Source organism: Brevundimonas sp. (assembly GCF_046299535.1).
Lineage (GTDB): Bacteria > Pseudomonadota > Alphaproteobacteria > Caulobacterales > Caulobacteraceae > Brevundimonas.
In genome coordinates, this window is sequence record NZ_JBKBIB010000007.1 from 1 (window position 1) to 15,339 (window position 15,339).

Here is a 15,339-nt window from a genome sequence, read left to right on the forward strand (position 1 = left end):
CGGAAGGCCGCGCCTTTTTGCACGCCGCCCTGCGGGCCCGGCCGGGCGGCGACTATCGCGCTCTTGGCGAGCCGGTGTCGCGGGAGGTGGAGGCGGTGCGCAAGGCCATGTCCGAGTATGCCGACGCCGTGCGCTCAGGCGAGGAGACGGGCGCCACGGGCAAGCGGCTCAAGGCGGTGGTCCATGTAGGCATCGGCGGCTCCGACCTTGGGCCCCGCATGATCTGGGACGCCCTGTCGCCCCGCGCGCCGGACATCGAGGTCCGCTTCGTGGCCAACATCGACCGGGCCGAGATGGACCAGACCCTGACGGGGCTGGATCCCGAAACCACCCTGATCATCGTGGTCTCCAAGACCTTCACCACTCAGGAGACCCTGGCCAACGCCGAGCTGGCCCGCCAGTGGCTGGCGGCCGCCCTGCCCGCTGACGGTCTGGACCGGCACTTCATCGGCGTCACCGCCGCGCCGCAATTGGCCGAGCGGTTCGGGTGCGGCCGCACCTTCGCCTTCCGGGACTGGGTCGGGGGACGCTATTCCCTGTGGTCGGCGGTGGGTCTGTCGTGCGCCATCGGCCTGGGGCCGGACGTGTTCCAGCGCATGCTGGACGGGGCGGCGGACATGGACGCCCACTTCCGCGACGCGCCGCTGGAGCGGAACGCGCCGGTGCTGATGGCCGCGGCGGAAATCTGGAACGTCAACGGACTGGGGCGCGGGGCGCGCACGGTGGCCCCCTACGCCCACCGCCTGCGCCGCCTGGCCGCCTTCCTGCAGCAGCTGGAGATGGAGTCCAACGGCAAGCGCATTCGCGATGACGGATCGCCCGTGCCGCGCCAGACCTGTCCGGTGGTGTTCGGCGAGCCCGGCACCAACGGCCAGCACGCCTTCTTCCAGCAACTGCATCAGGGGCCGGAGACCGTCCCCGCCGATTTCGTGGTGGTCGCCCGTGACGACGAGGGCCGGCCCCAGCCCGCCCTGTGGGCCAACGCCCTGGCCCAGGCCGAGGCGCTGATGATGGGCAAGTCGCTGAAGGCCGCGCGGGACGAGCTGATCGCCGCCGGTCATGCGCCCGCCGAGGCCGACCGCCTGGCGCTGCACAAGACCTTCCCCGGCAATCGGCCGTCCACCGCCATCCTGATGGAGCGCCTGACGCCCGAGACCCTGGGCGCCCTGCTGGCCCTGTACGAGCACAAGGTGTTCGTGGAGGGGATCATCTGGCGCATCAACAGCTTCGACCAGTGGGGCGTGGAGCTGGGCAAGGCCATGGCCCGCACCATCCTGGGCGAGGTGGAAAGCGGGCAGAGCCGTCCTCACGACCCCTCGACCGCCGCCTTGATCGAGCGCCTTTCTGACTGACCGCAAGAGAAAGGGGCGGACCCTTGCGGACCCGCCCCCTGGAGAGAGACGATCTGACGTCGTCCTGAAATTCTACCAGCGACGATCGTTGCGGCGATCCTGGCGCCAGTCGCGGCGGTCATCCCGACGGTCGTGACGCACGTCCCGCCGATGCTCTCGACGGTCATAGCGCTGGTTGTGACGACGCCACTCGTCCGAATTCCGCCAATAGCGTCCGTCGCGGTAATAGCGGCCGTCGCGGTAGTGGTTACGGTCGTCGTCGTTGTTCGAGACAGCATAGCCAAGTGCGGCGCCGGCCAGGGCCCCGCCTGCCACATAGGCGCCGTCGCCATTGCCCAGCAGGGCGCCGGCTAGGGCTCCGACGCCGGCCCCTATGAGGGCGTCGCGGCCTCGATCATCGGCCGACACGGGAGCGGCGGAGGCGGCGGTCAGGGCCAGGGCGCCCGCGGCGCCAGCGGCCAAGGTGCGGAAATTGATCATGATGGGCTCCTTTCAGTCGCATTCGCCGGAACAGGGGGATGTTCATTGAGCCCCATCATGGCCGCCCGGCCTGAATACGACCGGAGCCTTTCGTTCATCGGGCGTTCAGGGCCGGGGCGTCGGCGCGCCGCGTTTTTCTGCCCCGGGACGCCGTGGGAAATTCTCAAAAGCCTTGACCTGCAGGGGGCCGGGGCCTATCTCCCGGCTGCATTAGCACTCGGGCATGGCGGCTGCTAACAGACGGCGGCCCGGGCAGGAACTCGATCCTTTAAGGAGATCATAAAGATGGCGTTTCGTCCTCTCGGCGACCGCGTGCTGGTCAAGCGCGTGGAAGAAGAATCCAAGACCAAGGGCGGGATCATCATCCCCGACACGGCCAAGGAAAAGCCCCAGGAAGGCGAAGTCGTCTCCGTGGGCCCCGGCGCCCGTGACGACAGCGGCAAGGTCAACGCCCTGGAGCTGAAGGCCGGCGACCGCATCCTGTTCGGCAAGTGGTCGGGCACGGAAGTGAAGATCGACGGCGACGACCTGATCATCATGAAGGAATCCGACGTCCTGGGCGTGCTGTCCTAAGGCGAAATCGGTCGGGACCCGCAGCGGCCCGGCTCAGATCATTCGCTTCGAATAAAGCACCCGACGTCTGATTTCTCGAACACAATCATCTAGATAGGAGCTGCCCACCATGGCCGCCAAGATCGTACATTTCAACACCGACGCGCGCGACAAGATGCTGCGCGGCGTCAACGTCCTCGCCAATGCCGTGAAGGTCACCTTGGGTCCCAAGGGCCGCAACGTGGTCATCCAGAAGTCCTTCGGCGCCCCGCGCTCCACCAAGGACGGCGTTTCGGTGGCCAAGGAAATCGAGCTGGAAGACGCCTTCGAGAACATGGGCGCCCAGATGATCCGCGAAGTCGCTTCGAAGACGAACGACAAGGCGGGTGACGGCACCACCACCGCCACGGTCCTGGCCCAGTCCATCGTTCAGGAAGGCCTGAAGTCGGTCGCGGCCGGCATGAACCCGATGGATCTGAAGCGCGGCATCGACAAGGCGGTCACCGCCGTCCTCGCCGAGATCAAGGCCAACTCCAAGAAGGTTTCGGCCAACTCGGAAATCGCCCAGGTCGGCACCATCTCGGCCAACGGCGACGTGGAAGTCGGCGAGATGATCGCCAAGGCCATGGACAAGGTCGGCAACGAAGGCGTCATCACGGTTGAAGAAGCCAAGACCGCCGAGACCGAACTGGACGTCGTGGAAGGCATGCAGTTCGACCGCGGCTACCTGTCGCCGTACTTCATCACCAACGCCGACAAGATGGAGGCCGATCTCGAGGAGCCTCTGATCCTGCTCCACGAGAAGAAGCTGTCCTCGCTGCAGGCCATGCTGCCGATCCTGGAAGCCGTGGTTCAGTCGGGTCGCCCGCTGGTCATCATCGCCGAGGACATCGAGGGCGAGGCCCTGGCCACCCTGGTGGTCAACAAGCTGCGCGGCGGCCTGCGGGTCGCGGCGGTCAAGGCGCCGGGCTTCGGCGATCGCCGCAAGGCCATGCTGGAGGACATCGCTGTCCTGACCGGCGGCCAGGTGATCTCGGAAGACCTGGGCATCAAGCTGGAAAACGTCACCCTGGACATGCTGGGCAAGGCCAAGAAGGTCACCATCACCAAGGACGACACCACCATCGTTGACGGCGTCGGCGAGAAGGACGCGATCGAGGGCCGCATCGCCCAGATCAAGCGCCAGATCGAGGACACCACCTCGGACTACGACAAGGAAAAGCTGCAGGAGCGTCTGGCCAAGCTGGCCGGCGGCGTCGCGGTGATCCGCGTCGGCGGCTCGACCGAGGTCGAGGTCAAGGAGAAGAAGGACCGCGTCGACGACGCCCTGAACGCCACCCGCGCGGCCGTTGAAGAAGGCATCGTCCCCGGCGGCGGCATCGCCCTGCTGAAGGCGACCAAGGCGCTCGAAGGCCTGAAGGGCGACAACGCCGATCAGACCGCCGGCATCGCCATCATCCGCCGCGCCATCCAGGCCCCGATCCGGCAGATCGCCGAGAACGCGGGCGTCGAAGGCTCCATCGTGGTCGGCAAGGTGCTGGAGAACAAGGACGCCTCGTTCGGCTTCAACGCCCAGACCGAGGAGTACGGCGACCTGGTGAAGATGGGCGTGATCGACCCCGCCAAGGTGGTCCGCACCGCCCTGCAGGACGCCGCCTCCGTGGCCGGCATCCTGATCACCACCGAAGCCGCCGTGGCGGACGCTCCCAAGAAGTCCTCGGGCGGCGGCGCCCCGGACATGGGCGGCGGCATGGGCGGCATGGGCGGCATGGACTTTTAAGTCCGTCATCCCGGCCAACGAGCGGGTCGCCTGGCGACCCGCGAGGCCGAGCCGGGACATTCGCTCAAACTGAACAGAGGGGCGGGGCCGAGAGGCTCCGCCCTTTTTCGTGGGCTCTCCCCGCTTGCCCCTCATGCCTGCCCGCCGTAAGTCGGGGCATGGCGAAAACTCCCCTGATCTGTCCGTCGATCCTGGCCAGCGACTTCGCGAAGCTGGGACAGGAAGTGGCGGCCATCGAGGCCGCGGGCGCCGACTGGGTGCATGTGGATGTGATGGACGGCCATTTCGTGCCGAACCTGACCATCGGCCCGGCGGTGGTGAGGGCGCTGCGGCCCCATTCGACCCTGCCGTTCGACGTGCACCTGATGGTGGCGCCGGTGGATCCGTGGCTGGAAGCCTACCGCGAGGCGGGCGCCGATATCCTGAGCGTTCATCCCGAGAGCGGGCCGCACCTGCACCGGACCCTTGGCACGATCCGGGGTCTGGGAGCCAAGGCGGGCATCGTGTTCAATCCCGCCACGCCGCTCAGCATCCTTGAGGAGGTCTTGGACCTCGTTGATCTGGTGCTGATCATGTCGGTCAATCCGGGCTTCGGGGGCCAGAAATTCATCGACACCGCCCTGACCAAGATCGGCCGCGCCCGCGCCATTCTGGACCGGGCCGGCAGCCCCGCGCACCTGCAGGTGGACGGCGGGGTGGTGGCGGCCAATGCGGGCGCCTGTGTCGCCGCAGGGGCCGATGCGCTGGTGGCCGGGTCCTCGGTGTTCAAGGGCGGGCCGGGCGCCTACGCCGACAACATAAAGGCTTTGAAGGCCGCCGCGTGAAACTGCCCAGCGCCCCCTTCGCCGATCCCTCGCGCCCGCCGGCGCCCGCGCCGGTGAAGGCTGCGCCGAGCCCGGGCGGCTGGAGCCTGGCCCCGGCTGTCGCCGGACGCCTGCTGACCCGCCAGTCCTTCATCGAGCTGTACGGCCTGCCCGGCTATCACCAGACCCTGAAGTGGCCCCGCGCCGAGGGCTTCGCCGCCACGCCGCGCGACTTCCGGCCCAGCGACGCCGAGATCGGCCGCGCGCTTCTGGCCGGGCGCATGATGCTGTCGGGCGTGTCTATGGACCTGAGAAGTCCCGAGGACCCCTGGAACCGGGCCAGCCCCAGCCGGTCGTTCGCGGTCGCCCTGCATGAGTTCGCCTGGCTGCCGTCGCTGATGCTGGCCGGCGAGAAGGGCGCACGCGAAGCCGTGCGTCTGACCCTGGGCTGGCACGCGGTGTTTTCCCACTGGTCGCCTTTTTCGTGGCAGCCCGACATTCTGGCGCGGCGGGTGTTCAACCTGGCCTGCGCGGCGCGGCGCATGGCGGCGGTGGCCAATGAGGCCGACCGCGCCCTGCTGGCCGACATTCTGGCGCGGCAGGCGCGGCAACTGCTGCGCCCGCCCGGCGGGCTGGCCGAGAACGCCCTGCAGCGCACGGCGGCGGCGGTGGCCGGATGCGCCCTGGGCGGCAAGGCGGGGGCGTCGCTGCGCCGCCGCGCCCTGAACAAGCTGGCCTCCGCGCTCAGGCACACGGTGCGCGAGGACGGCGCCCACGCCAGCCGGTCGCCGCAGGCGGGGCTTGAACTGCTGCTCGACCTGCTGACCCTGGACGACGTCCTGCTGCAGCTGGCCGAGACGCCGCCGCCGGAGCTGGCGCTGGCCATCGGGCGACTGACCATGGGCCTGCGCACCCTGACCCTGCCCGACGGGCGGCTGGCCGCGTTTCAGGGGGGCGGGGCGCTGGACCCGGCGCTGGTGGCCGCCGCCCGCGCCCACGACGAGGACGACCCCGGCCCGGTGGAGGGCGTCGGTCCCGGCGGATACGCCCGGGTGCACACGCCGCTGCTGACCCTGATCGCCGACGCGGCGCCGCCCGCGACCGGTCCGTGGAGCAGTTCCGCCTGCGCCCAGACCGGGGCCATGGAGATCATCTGCGGGCGCGACCGCATCGTCACCAATTGCGGCTGGACCCCCCGCGCCCATGAGCGGCAGGCCATGCGGCTGACCCCGGCCGGCTCGACCCTGTGTCTGGGCGACGGGGCCATGGCCCAGCCCCTGACCGGCTGGAAGGCGGACCTGCTGGGCACGCGTCTGGTGGGACCCGCGATCCATGTGGACGCCCAGCACCGCGCCGCCGAGGGCGCCGTGTGGCTGGAGATCGAGCACGACGGCTGGGTCCCGCGCTATGGCCTGAAGCATCAGCGGCGGCTGTATCTGGACCAGCGGCTGGACGAGCTGCGGGCCGAGGAGCGCCTGTATCCTTCCGACGGCCACAAGGACGCCGCCAGGCCGCTGGCCGCCCCCTACGCCGTCCGCTTCCATCTGGAGCCGGGGGTTCAGGCGTCTCTGGCGCGGGACAAGCGCAGCATCCTGCTGCGCGGGGCCTCGGGCCGGGGCTGGTGGTTCCGGAGCGATGCGCCGGACGTGGACATCGAGCCTTCGGTCCATGTGGCGGACGGCCTGACGCGGCGGTCGCTGCAGCTGGTCCTGCGCGGCTCGGCCCGCACCGACGCCGAGACGAAGATCCGCTGGAAGATGAGCCCGGCCGGGGCCAGCGGCGAGGCGGGTTAGGGCGCGGCGAAGGTGGCGAAATCGGGCGGCGCGTGTTAACGGCGCGCCGTTCCCGCCTCCCCCGCCCCAAGCTCGCCAGAACGGATGCCCATGCCCGCCGCGCCCGACTTTCCGCCCGCCCCCGACGCCGTCAAACCCGTCCGGGCGCTGATCTCCCTGTCCGACAAGTCCGGGCTCGAGGACGTGGCCCGCGCCCTGGCCGAGCTGGGGGTGGAGCTGGTGTCCACGGGCGGCACCCGGGCGACCATTCAGAAGGCCGGCCTGCCGGTGAAGGACGTGGCCGATCTGACCGGCTTCCCCGAGATGATGGACGGACGGGTCAAGACGCTGCACCCGGTGGTGCACGGCGGCCTGCTGGGCGTGCGCGACGCGCCCGAGCACGCGAAGGCCATGGCCGAGCACGGCATCGCGCCGATCGACCTGGTGTGGATCGATCTGTACCCGTTCGAGGCGACCATCGCGGGCGGCGGCGACTTCGCCTCGGCGGTGGAGAACATCGACATCGGCGGCCCGGCCATGATCCGGTCCTCCGCCAAGAACCACGGCTATGTGGCCGTCTGCGTGGACCGGGAGTCCATCGACGAGGCCGTGGCGGCCCTGAAGGCGGACGGGACCACGTCGCTGGCCCTGAGGAAGCGGCTGGCGGCCCGGGCGTTCGCGCGCACGGCGGCCTATGACGCGGCGGTCTCCGGCTGGTTCGCCGGGCAGGTGGACGACGCCGCCCCCGCCCGCAAGACCATCGCCGGGACCCTGGCCCAGACCCTGCGGTACGGGGAGAACCCGCACCAGGCGGGCGCCTTCTACCGCACCTCCGAGACCCGCCCCGGGGTGGCCAACGCCCGCCAGCTTCAGGGCAAGGAACTGGGGTACAACAACATCGCCGACGCGGATGCGGCCTATGAGCTGGTGGCCGAGTTCGATGAGCCCGCCTGTGTCATCGTCAAGCACGCCAACCCGTGCGGCGTGGCCGTGGGCGAGGATCTGTCGGAGGCCTACGCCCGGGCGCTGGAGTGCGACGCGGTGTCGGCCTTCGGCGGGGTGGTGGCCGTCAACCGGCCCCTGACCGAAGCCGACGCGAACCTCATCACCGGGATCTTCACCGAGGTGGTGATCGCGCCCGGCGCCGACGAAGCGGCGAAGGCCGTGTTCGCGGCCAAGAAGAACCTGCGCCTGCTGATCACCGACGGCCTGCCCGATCCCCTGCAGCCGGGTCAGGTGTTCCGCTCGGTGGCCGGGGGCCTGCTGGTGCAGTCGCGCGACCTAGCCCGCATCACGCCGGCGGACCTGAAGATCGTCACGAAGCGCCAGCCCACCGACGAGGAGGTGCGCGACATGCTGTTCGCCTTCACCGTAGCCAAGCACGTGAAGTCCAACGCCATCGTCTATGCGAAGGCGGGCCAGACGGCGGGCATCGGCGCGGGCCAGATGAACCGGCGCGACTCCGCCCGCATCGCCGCCATCCGGGCGAAGGAAGCGGGCGAATCCAAGGGGTTAGCCCACTCGCTGGCGCAGGGCTCGGCCTGTGCGTCGGAGGCCTTCTTCCCCTTCGCCGACGGCCTGCTGGAGGCCGTGGCGGCGGGAGCCACGGCGGTGATCCAGCCCGGAGGTTCGATCCGCGACGAGGAGGTCATCGCCGCGGCCGACGACAAGGGCGTGGCCATGGCCTTCACCGGGGTGCGGGTGTTCCGGCACTAGGTTTCGGACTCCGGGCGCGCAAAAACAGAGTCCGAATTGTCCGAATTGTCCGAAATCGTCCTCCCGCGTCATGACCGTCGACGGCCATTGTAAGGGCGCCGAAAACAGCGGGACGAAATAGAGGATTGTCCCGCCCATTCCATTCGTCATTCCCGGCCTCGTGCCGGGAATCCAGACGCGCGGGACGGGCCGGGGTCGCTCGGACAGGGCGGAGTTTATGGATCCTCGGGACAAGCCCGAGGATGACGGATTAGGGTGGGCTGACGGTCTGCCGCTGTTGCTGAAGGAGCCTCCATGGACACCACCGCAGAGCGCTGGGCGATGCTGGAGCCGCACATGCGGCAGGTGGGGCCGGATGACGACCGGGCCCGGCCGGCGGTGCTGCTGTTCCACGGCTGCGGGGGCTTGAGGGATCACCTGCCCCTGTACGCCGAGGCGGCGAAGGCGGCCGGGATCCGGGCCTTCATCATCGACAGCTACGCCCCCCGGGGATGGAGCCGGGCCTTCGCCCTGGCCACGGTCTGCACCGGGATGCGCCTGCGCGGCTGGGCGCGGGCGGGGGATGTGATGGCGGCCATCCACGGACTATCGCAGCGGCCCGATGTGGATGGATCCCGGATGGCCCTGGCGGGCTGGAGCCACGGGGGCTGGGCCATCATGGAGGCCCTGAGCGCGCCGCGCGCCATGGCGGGCGAGATGCTGCTGCGCGATCCGGCGGCGGCGGACCTGTCGGGGGTGAAGGCGGTGTTTCTGGCCTATCCCTATGTGGGCGTTGCGGCGACGGGGCGTTTCCGGGCCTGGCGCCACTGCCCCAAGACCCTGGCGATCATCGCCGCCCGGGATCACCTGACCACCGTGCGCAACGCCGAGCGGGTGCTGGACGTGGCCTGCGGCCATGTGGAGATCGAGCGCTGGACCGTGGACGGCACCCACGCCTTCGACGAACCCACCGGCGCCGGCCCCATGCGCCACGACCAGGCCCTGACCGACGAGGCGCTGAAGCGGTTCGCGGGGTTTCTGGGGGCGGCGCTCGAGCTTGACGGGCCAGTCCCGCCTGAAAGCGGCGGTTAGCCTCCTTGCGTGTAATGCCGGTCACAAGGGGTAGGCGGCGGCGCTGCATGCAGTCTTGAATATACGGCTTCATCCGTACGATCGCCGCCAAGCGCAGGACCCGTCATGAAGGCGAGAGGGATTTCCACGTTCTGGACGGGGTGGCGGAGTGCGAATGCATAAAACAAGCCTGGAGCGTCAAATCGGTACACGGAGACGGACATGTCACGGCGCACTAACGCCCCGGCATCCGGGGAAGGGGCGCCGGGTATGTAGCCCGGCAGAATGACGTAAGAGCCTCGGCTGCTCTCGATATGGATTCCATCGCTGTCCTCGCGCACAATCCGCTCGCCTTCGCTGACTTCGAAGTATCCGGCAGGCAGGCACACAAGCAGAGGGCCCGAGCTCGCATCGCCACTCGCCCGGGCGCTTGCATCCCCGTTCTGAGACGCAAACGTCATGACGGCAGGCTGCTCATAGACCGTGGTAGCGGCGGCGGCGAACAACGCCGAGGACACCAGAAACGCCAGCATCGTGAAGCCCAAAATAGACCGGTTGAAAGGAAATGCGAGCGAGATGTCGTACGCATTTCATTGTTCTACTGCGCTGGGGCGGCCCTGTCCCGTGGGAATTTTTGAGCCTCATCCGGACGCAGCGTCAGCACCCGGACGCCGCTTTTGGTCACAGCGACGGTGTGTTCGAACTGGGCGGAGAGCTTGCCGTCGGCGGTGACCACGGTCCAGCCGTCGTCCTCGGTGCGGACCGCCGCGCGGCCCTGGTTCAGCATGGGCTCGATGGTGAAGGTCATGCCCTCCTTCAGGGTCAGGCCGGTTCCGGGTTTGCCGAAATGCAGCACCTGGGGCGCCTCGTGCATCTCGCGGCCGATGCCGTGGCCGCAGTACTCCCGCACCACCGAATAGCCGGCCCGCTTCGCATGCCGCTCGATGGCGTGGCCGATGTCGCCGAGACGGGCGCCAGGGCGGACGGCGGCGATGCCCTTCCACAGGGCTTCATAGGTGGTCCTCGCCAGCCGGCGGGCCGGGGCGGACACGGTTCCGATCAGGTATGTCTTGCTGGAGTCGGCGATGAAGCCGTTCTTCTCCAGCGTGATGTCCAGATTGACGATGTCGCCGTCGGTGAGGATGTCGTCTGCGGACGGCACGCCGTGGCAGACCACGGCGTTGCGCGAGCTGTTGAGCACGAAGCCGTAGCCGTACTGGCCCTTGCTGGCGGGCCGGGCGTTCAGCGGACCTGTGATGAAGGCCTCGACCCGGTCGTTGACCTCCAGGGTGCTCATGCCCGCCAGCGGCAGGCCGTCCAGATGGGTGAACACAGAGGCGAGCAGGCGGCCGGACTCGGCCATGAGCTCCACCTCGGCCGGGCTTTTGGTCATGCAGCGGCGGTCAGATCGGGGGCGGTCAAGTCGGGGGCGTCGACGCCCGCCGCCTTCAGCTCGCGAGCCACCAGCTCCTGAAAGGTGAGGCCGGGGTACAGCTCGCACAGCATGCCCAGCCTGATCCAGAACGCGGCCTGGCCGTTGATCGACCGACAGGAGGCTCGACTGGCCCGGCGCAGCTGTTCGTGCAGCTCATCCTCGATGTTGACGATGCCCATGGAGCGCCCCGGAATATATGATTTATATGCGCATCATATATAGGCGCTCAGGCCTGGGCAACGCCCCACCCGCCCCCACCTTAAATCCGCTCCGTTTTGTGCTATAGGGGCGGCCTTCCTCCAACGCATGGACCTTTGCCCGTGGGCGTGACCCTCGATCTTTCGCGTGTTTCCGGCGCGGCCGTCGCCGCCCCCGTCAATCTTTCCGGATTGACGCGCGCGGGCCTGCGTCAGGCCCTGATCGACGCCGACATCTGCCCACCGGAGAAGGCGAAGATGCGCGCCTCGCAGGTGTGGGGCTGGATCCATCACTACGGCGTCACCGACTTCGCCGCCATGAGCAACATCGCCAAGGACACCCAGGCCAAGCTGGCCGAGGCCTTCACCCTGGCCCGCCCCGAGATCGTCGAGCGTCAGGTGTCGAAGGACGGCACCCGCAAATGGCTGATCCGCACGGCGCCGGGCATCGAGGTCGAGGCCGTCTACATCCCGGACGTGGGTCGGGCCGGCGCCCTGTGCGTGTCGTCGCAGGTGGGCTGCACCCTGAACTGCACCTTCTGCCACACCGGCACCCAGAAGCTGGTCCGCAACCTGACGGCGGCCGAGATCGTGGCCCAGGTGCAGGTGGCGCGGGACGACTTGGACGAATGGCCGTCGCCGAAAGAGGACCGTCGCCTGTCCAACATCGTCTTCATGGGCATGGGCGAGCCGCTCTACAATCTCGACCACGTGGCCGACGCCATCGACATCATCTCGGACAACGAGGGCATCGCCCTGTCGCGCCGCCGGATCACGGTCTCCACCTCGGGCGTGGTTCCGCAGCTGGAGGCGCTGGGCGCGCGGACCCAGGCCATGCTGGCCATCAGCCTGCACGCCACCAATGACGCCCTGCGCGACGTGCTGGTGCCGCTGAACAAGAAGTACGATCTGGAACAACTGATGGCGGGCATCCGGGCCTATCCGGGCCTCTCCAACGCCCGCCGGGTGACGTTCGAGTACGTCATGCTGAAGGGCGTCAACGACAGCCCGGAAGAAGCCTGGGCCCTAGTCAAGCTGATCCAGGGCATTCCGGCCAAGGTCAATCTGATCCCGTTCAATCCGTGGCCGGGCACTGATTATGAGTGCTCGGACTGGAAGACCATCGAGCGCTTCGCGGCGATCCTGAACAAGGCGGGCTACGCCAGCCCCATCCGCACCCCGCGCGGACGCGACATCCTGGCGGCCTGCGGCCAGCTGAAGTCCGAAAGCGAGAAGCTGCGGGCCAGCGCGCGGCGCGCGGCGACCGCTTCCGAAGCGGCGGCCTGAACCAGTCGCCGGACAACCCATCAGCGAATTCCTCGCGGTGTGTCCCGCACGCGCTTGCGGATTGGGGCGGGATTCGGGCAAGGCTTTCGACACCCATCGCCCCTATATGAAGCCCATGGATCCCCAGACGCTCGTTCCCAGCCTGTCCAGCCCCGAAGTCCAGGCCTTCGCCGCAGGGTTTCCGATCGCGCTGATGCATGCGGCGGTGACGCTGGGCCTGCTGTTCGCCGGGACCACGGTCTACGCCCTGCTGACGCCGTGGAAGGAGATCGCCCTGATCCGCGAGGGCAACGCCGCCGCCGCCGTGGCGCTGGGCGGGGTGCTGATCGGTCTGGCGATTCCGCTGTCGGTCTCGCTGTCGGTGTCCACCTCGGTGCGCGACATCCTCATCTGGGGCGTGGCCACCATCGTCATGCAGTTGCTGGCGTTCCGGGTCGTGGACATGGTCCTGACCGGCCTGCCCCAGCGCATCCAGGACGGCGAGGTTCCGGCCGCGGTGCTGCTGGTCGCCGCCAAGATCGCCACGGCCCTGATCCTGGCTGCGGCCCTGACCGGCTGACGGAGGTCCAGACCCCATCGTGCGCTTTCCCAGGGTTCCAGACTGGCTGATCTACGGGATCGTGGTGCTGGCCCTGTTGATGGTCGCCACCACGCGGCGCGAGCGTGTCTACAACCCGCCCGCCCCGCCGCCGCCGGACGAGGCGGAGGGCGCGTTGCTGGGCCCCATCACCCCGTTCGATCCCACTGTGATGGTGGAGGCCCCGCCGAATTTTCAGCCCGCCATGGGCACGGCCTTCGCCATTTCCTCCCAGGGACGGTGGCTGACCGCACGCCACGTGGTCGAGGGCTGCCGCCGACCGGCGCTGATCATCGGCGGCGGACGCGCGGTGGCGGCCGACGTGCGTCTGGCGCCTCGCGCAGACGTGGCCTTGCTGATCACCGACGGCGGGCCGACGGCCATGCCGCTGGCGGTGGAGGCGCCCCTGCATCAGGGGCAGAGGGCCTTTCATCCCGGCTATCCGCAGGGCGTTCCGGGCGAGGTGACCTCCCGGCTGCTGGGCCGCGAGACCCTGCGCATTTCCGGACGGGGCGCGCGGGACGAGCCGGTTCTGGCCTGGGCCGAGGTGGGGCGCACCGACGGCCTGGCCGGCACCCTGTCGGGACTTTCCGGCGCGCCGGCCATGGACCGGCAAGGCCGGGTGATCGGCGTGACCATCGCAGAGGCGCCGCGCCGGGGTCGAATCTACACCACCTCGCCCGACACCCTGGCTCCGGTGCTGCGCGGCACGGTGCGCGCCGGAGAGCCCGCCCTGGGCGAGCCGGTCACCATCGACAACTATTACCGCGTCGCCGACCGCCTGCGGCGCGACCTGCGCGTGGCGCAGGTGGTCTGTCTGGAGTGACGCGGCTCAGGCCCGGTCGGGCCTGTCCCGATAGCGGGCCAGCACCGCCTCCGTGTGTTCGCCAAGGGCGGGCGGCGGCCGGTCGCTGACGGCGGCCACGCCGTTCATGCGGATGGGGCTGGCCACCGTGCGGACGGGGCCGTCCAGGTCGGGGCGGGTCTGTTCGATGGTGAGGCCCCGCGCCACGGCCTGGGGCTCGGCGAAGACCTGATCCACGGTGTTGACGGGCCCGCAGGGCACGCCCGCCGCCTCCAGCCGCTGCATCAGGGCGACCATGGTCAGGGGCGCGGTCAGGGCCGAGAGGATGGGCCCCAGCTGGTCGCGGTTGGCCACACGTCCGGCGTTGGCGGCGAAGCGGTCGTCGGTCCCCAGCTCCGGCTCTCCCAGGGCCTGGCACAGGGCGCGGAACTGACCGTCATTGCCCACGGCGATCACCACCATGCCGTCGCTGCAGGGGAAGGGCTGGTAGGGCGACAGGTTTGGATGGGCGTTGCCCATGCGGGTCGGGGCTTTTCCGGACACGAACCAGTTGGCGGCCTGATTGGCCAGCATGGCCGCCTGGACGTCGAACAGGGCGATGTCGATGTGGCGGCCCTGACCCGTCTCGCGCGCCGCGTAGAGGGCGGCGAGAATGGCGTTGGAGGCGTACAGGCCGGTGAACAGGTCGGCCACCGCCACGCCGACCTTCATGGGCTCGGCGCCCGGCGCGCCGTCAGGCTGGCCTGTGATGGACATCAGCCCGCCCATGGCCTGGATCATGTAGTCATAGCCCGCCTGACGGGCGCGGGGACCGGTCTGGCCGAAGCCGGTGATGGAGCAGTAGACCAGCCGCGGATTGACCGCCTTCAGGCTGTCGAAATCCAGGCCGTACTTCTTCAGGCCGCCGGTCTTGAAATTCTCGACCACCACATCGGCGTCGGCGGCCATGCGGCGGACGAGGTCCGCGCCCTCGGGGGTTGCGATGTCCAGGGCCACCGACTGCTTGCCCCGGTTGGCGCACAGGAAATAGGCGGCGTCGCCGGGCCCGCCATCCGTGCGGGTCGTGAAGGGGGGACCCCAATGGCGAGTGTCGTCGCCCGCGCCCGGTCGCTCGATCTTGATCACATCGGCGCCCAGATCCGCCAGCAGCTGGGTCGCCCAGGGTCCGGCCAGGACGCGGGACAGGTCGAGGACGCGGACGCCGGCGAGGGGGGCGGAGGGCATGGAGGCGTCTGGGGCGCTGGTCATGCCCTCCGTCTAGCCCATTTCCGCCGCCGGGCGAATCCGCAGCGTCAGTCGCGGTTCGCGCGCTCGGCCGTCAGACGCCCGCCGTCGCGGATGTCACACTGGTAGTCCAGCGCCGGACGCCCGGACGACGGGCCCGAGGACGGCGTGAGCATGCCGCCCCGCTCCTGGCAGGATGCATTGAGGCGGCTGTATTCGGACTGATAGGTTTCGCCGCCGGTGCTGGCGCACGCGGTCAGGGCGGCGACGGCGAGAACGGCGGACACGGTGGTCGGAATCATGCGCATG

At 69.3% G+C, this 15,339-nt stretch carries 15 protein-coding genes; 10 read left to right on the plus strand and 5 right to left on the minus strand.

Going from position 1 to position 15,339, the window contains the following annotated elements; translation table 11 throughout:
* On the plus strand, nt 1–1,352 hold a 1,352-nt coding region (pgi, locus tag ACK4FB_RS06715), incomplete at its 5' end, for a glucose-6-phosphate isomerase (protein ID WP_409749544.1).
* 72 nt (nt 1,353–1,424) lie between these two features.
* Here pgi and ACK4FB_RS06720 read toward each other — a convergent pair.
* A complete protein-coding gene (locus ACK4FB_RS06720) occupies nt 1,425–1,832 on the minus strand; it encodes a hypothetical protein (RefSeq protein WP_409749546.1) in 408 nt (135 codons plus the stop codon).
* A 285-nt stretch (nt 1,833–2,117) separates the two neighbouring features.
* Between ACK4FB_RS06720 and groES the strand changes: the two genes are divergently transcribed.
* The 6 genes from groES (at nt 2,118) to ACK4FB_RS06750 (ending at nt 9,526) form a co-directional block, all read left to right on the plus strand.
* Entirely contained in the window at nt 2,118–2,405 is a 288-nt protein-coding gene (gene groES, locus ACK4FB_RS06725; RefSeq protein ID WP_021698725.1) for a co-chaperone GroES, read from the plus strand.
* Between the two features lie 109 nt (nt 2,406–2,514).
* Complete coding sequence (gene groL / locus ACK4FB_RS06730) at nt 2,515–4,164, plus strand: chaperonin GroEL (RefSeq protein ID WP_409749549.1); 1,650 nt, start codon at nt 2,515–2,517, stop codon at nt 4,162–4,164.
* Between the two features lie 158 nt (nt 4,165–4,322).
* On the plus strand, nt 4,323–4,988 hold the full coding sequence (gene rpe / locus ACK4FB_RS06735; protein ID WP_409749552.1) for a ribulose-phosphate 3-epimerase: 666 nt from the start codon (nt 4,323–4,325) through the stop codon (nt 4,986–4,988).
* A complete protein-coding gene (locus tag ACK4FB_RS06740) occupies nt 4,985–6,760 on the plus strand; it encodes a heparinase II/III family protein (protein ID WP_409749555.1) in 1,776 nt (591 codons plus the stop codon). Before rpe ends, ACK4FB_RS06740 begins: the two co-directional genes overlap by 4 nt.
* Nucleotides 6,761–6,850: 90 nt before the next feature.
* Complete coding sequence (gene purH, locus ACK4FB_RS06745; protein ID WP_409749558.1) at nt 6,851–8,455, plus strand: bifunctional phosphoribosylaminoimidazolecarboxamide formyltransferase/IMP cyclohydrolase; 1,605 nt, start codon at nt 6,851–6,853, stop codon at nt 8,453–8,455.
* 294 nt (nt 8,456–8,749) lie between these two features.
* The gene (locus ACK4FB_RS06750) at nt 8,750–9,526 is read left to right on the plus strand and encodes a dienelactone hydrolase family protein (protein WP_409749560.1); all 777 of its coding nucleotides are present in this window, start codon (nt 8,750–8,752) and stop codon (nt 9,524–9,526) included.
* A gap of 577 nt (nt 9,527–10,103) precedes the next feature.
* Here ACK4FB_RS06750 and map read toward each other — a convergent pair.
* The gene (map, locus tag ACK4FB_RS06755) at nt 10,104–10,898 is read right to left on the minus strand and encodes a type I methionyl aminopeptidase (protein WP_409749563.1); all 795 of its coding nucleotides are present in this window, start codon (nt 10,896–10,898) and stop codon (nt 10,104–10,106) included.
* On the minus strand, nt 10,895–11,119 hold the full coding sequence (locus ACK4FB_RS06760; protein ID WP_409749566.1) for a ParD-like family protein: 225 nt from the start codon (nt 11,117–11,119) through the stop codon (nt 10,895–10,897). The genes map and ACK4FB_RS06760 overlap by 4 nt, the downstream gene beginning before the upstream one ends.
* 141 nt (nt 11,120–11,260) lie before the next feature.
* Here ACK4FB_RS06760 and rlmN point away from each other — a divergent pair, with 141 nt between their 5' ends.
* From rlmN to ACK4FB_RS06775, 3 genes are all read left to right on the plus strand, one after another.
* Nucleotides 11,261–12,424, plus strand: coding sequence for a 23S rRNA (adenine(2503)-C(2))-methyltransferase RlmN (rlmN, locus tag ACK4FB_RS06765; RefSeq protein WP_409749569.1), 1,164 nt, complete (start codon nt 11,261–11,263; stop codon nt 12,422–12,424).
* Nucleotides 12,425–12,539: 115 nt separating this feature from the next.
* Entirely contained in the window at nt 12,540–12,983 is a 444-nt protein-coding gene (locus ACK4FB_RS06770) for a DUF350 domain-containing protein (protein ID WP_409749572.1), read from the plus strand.
* 19 nt (nt 12,984–13,002) lie between these two features.
* On the plus strand, nt 13,003–13,827 hold the full coding sequence (locus tag ACK4FB_RS06775) for a serine protease (protein WP_409749575.1): 825 nt from the start codon (nt 13,003–13,005) through the stop codon (nt 13,825–13,827).
* Nucleotides 13,828–13,833: 6 nt separating this feature from the next.
* Here ACK4FB_RS06775 and ACK4FB_RS06780 read toward each other — a convergent pair whose 3' ends face one another.
* Together ACK4FB_RS06780 and ACK4FB_RS06785 are read right to left on the minus strand one after the other, a co-directional pair.
* Nucleotides 13,834–15,054: a CaiB/BaiF CoA transferase family protein gene (locus tag ACK4FB_RS06780; RefSeq protein ID WP_409749578.1), complete on the minus strand. Its 1,221-nt coding sequence runs from the start codon at nt 15,052–15,054 to the stop codon at nt 13,834–13,836.
* Between the two features lie 44 nt (nt 15,055–15,098).
* Complete coding sequence (locus tag ACK4FB_RS06785) at nt 15,099–15,338, minus strand: hypothetical protein (RefSeq protein ID WP_409749581.1); 240 nt, start codon at nt 15,336–15,338, stop codon at nt 15,099–15,101.
* Nucleotide 15,339: the final 1 nt, after the last annotated feature.

Bases quoted from the DNA above. Each gene is read 5' to 3' on its own strand.
- ACK4FB_RS06720 (WP_409749546.1), bottom strand. From the start codon at position 1,832: ATGATCAATTTCCGCACCTTGGCCGCTGGCGCCGCGGGCGCCCTGGCC.
- groES (WP_021698725.1), top strand. From the start codon at position 2,118: ATGGCGTTTCGTCCTCTCGGCGACCGCGTGCTGGTCAAGCGCGTGGAA.
- groL (WP_409749549.1), top strand. From the start codon at position 2,515: ATGGCCGCCAAGATCGTACATTTCAACACCGACGCGCGCGACAAGATG.
- rpe (WP_409749552.1), top strand. From the start codon at position 4,323: ATGGCGAAAACTCCCCTGATCTGTCCGTCGATCCTGGCCAGCGACTTC.
- purH (WP_409749558.1), top strand. From the start codon at position 6,851: ATGCCCGCCGCGCCCGACTTTCCGCCCGCCCCCGACGCCGTCAAACCC.
- ACK4FB_RS06750 (WP_409749560.1), top strand. From the start codon at position 8,750: ATGGACACCACCGCAGAGCGCTGGGCGATGCTGGAGCCGCACATGCGG.
- map (WP_409749563.1), bottom strand. From the start codon at position 10,898: ATGACCAAAAGCCCGGCCGAGGTGGAGCTCATGGCCGAGTCCGGCCGC.
- ACK4FB_RS06760 (WP_409749566.1), bottom strand. From the start codon at position 11,119: ATGGGCATCGTCAACATCGAGGATGAGCTGCACGAACAGCTGCGCCGG.
- ACK4FB_RS06770 (WP_409749572.1), top strand. From the start codon at position 12,540: ATGGATCCCCAGACGCTCGTTCCCAGCCTGTCCAGCCCCGAAGTCCAG.
- ACK4FB_RS06780 (WP_409749578.1), bottom strand. From the start codon at position 15,054: ATGACCAGCGCCCCAGACGCCTCCATGCCCTCCGCCCCCCTCGCCGGC.
- ACK4FB_RS06785 (WP_409749581.1), bottom strand. From the start codon at position 15,338: ATGCGCATGATTCCGACCACCGTGTCCGCCGTTCTCGCCGTCGCCGCC.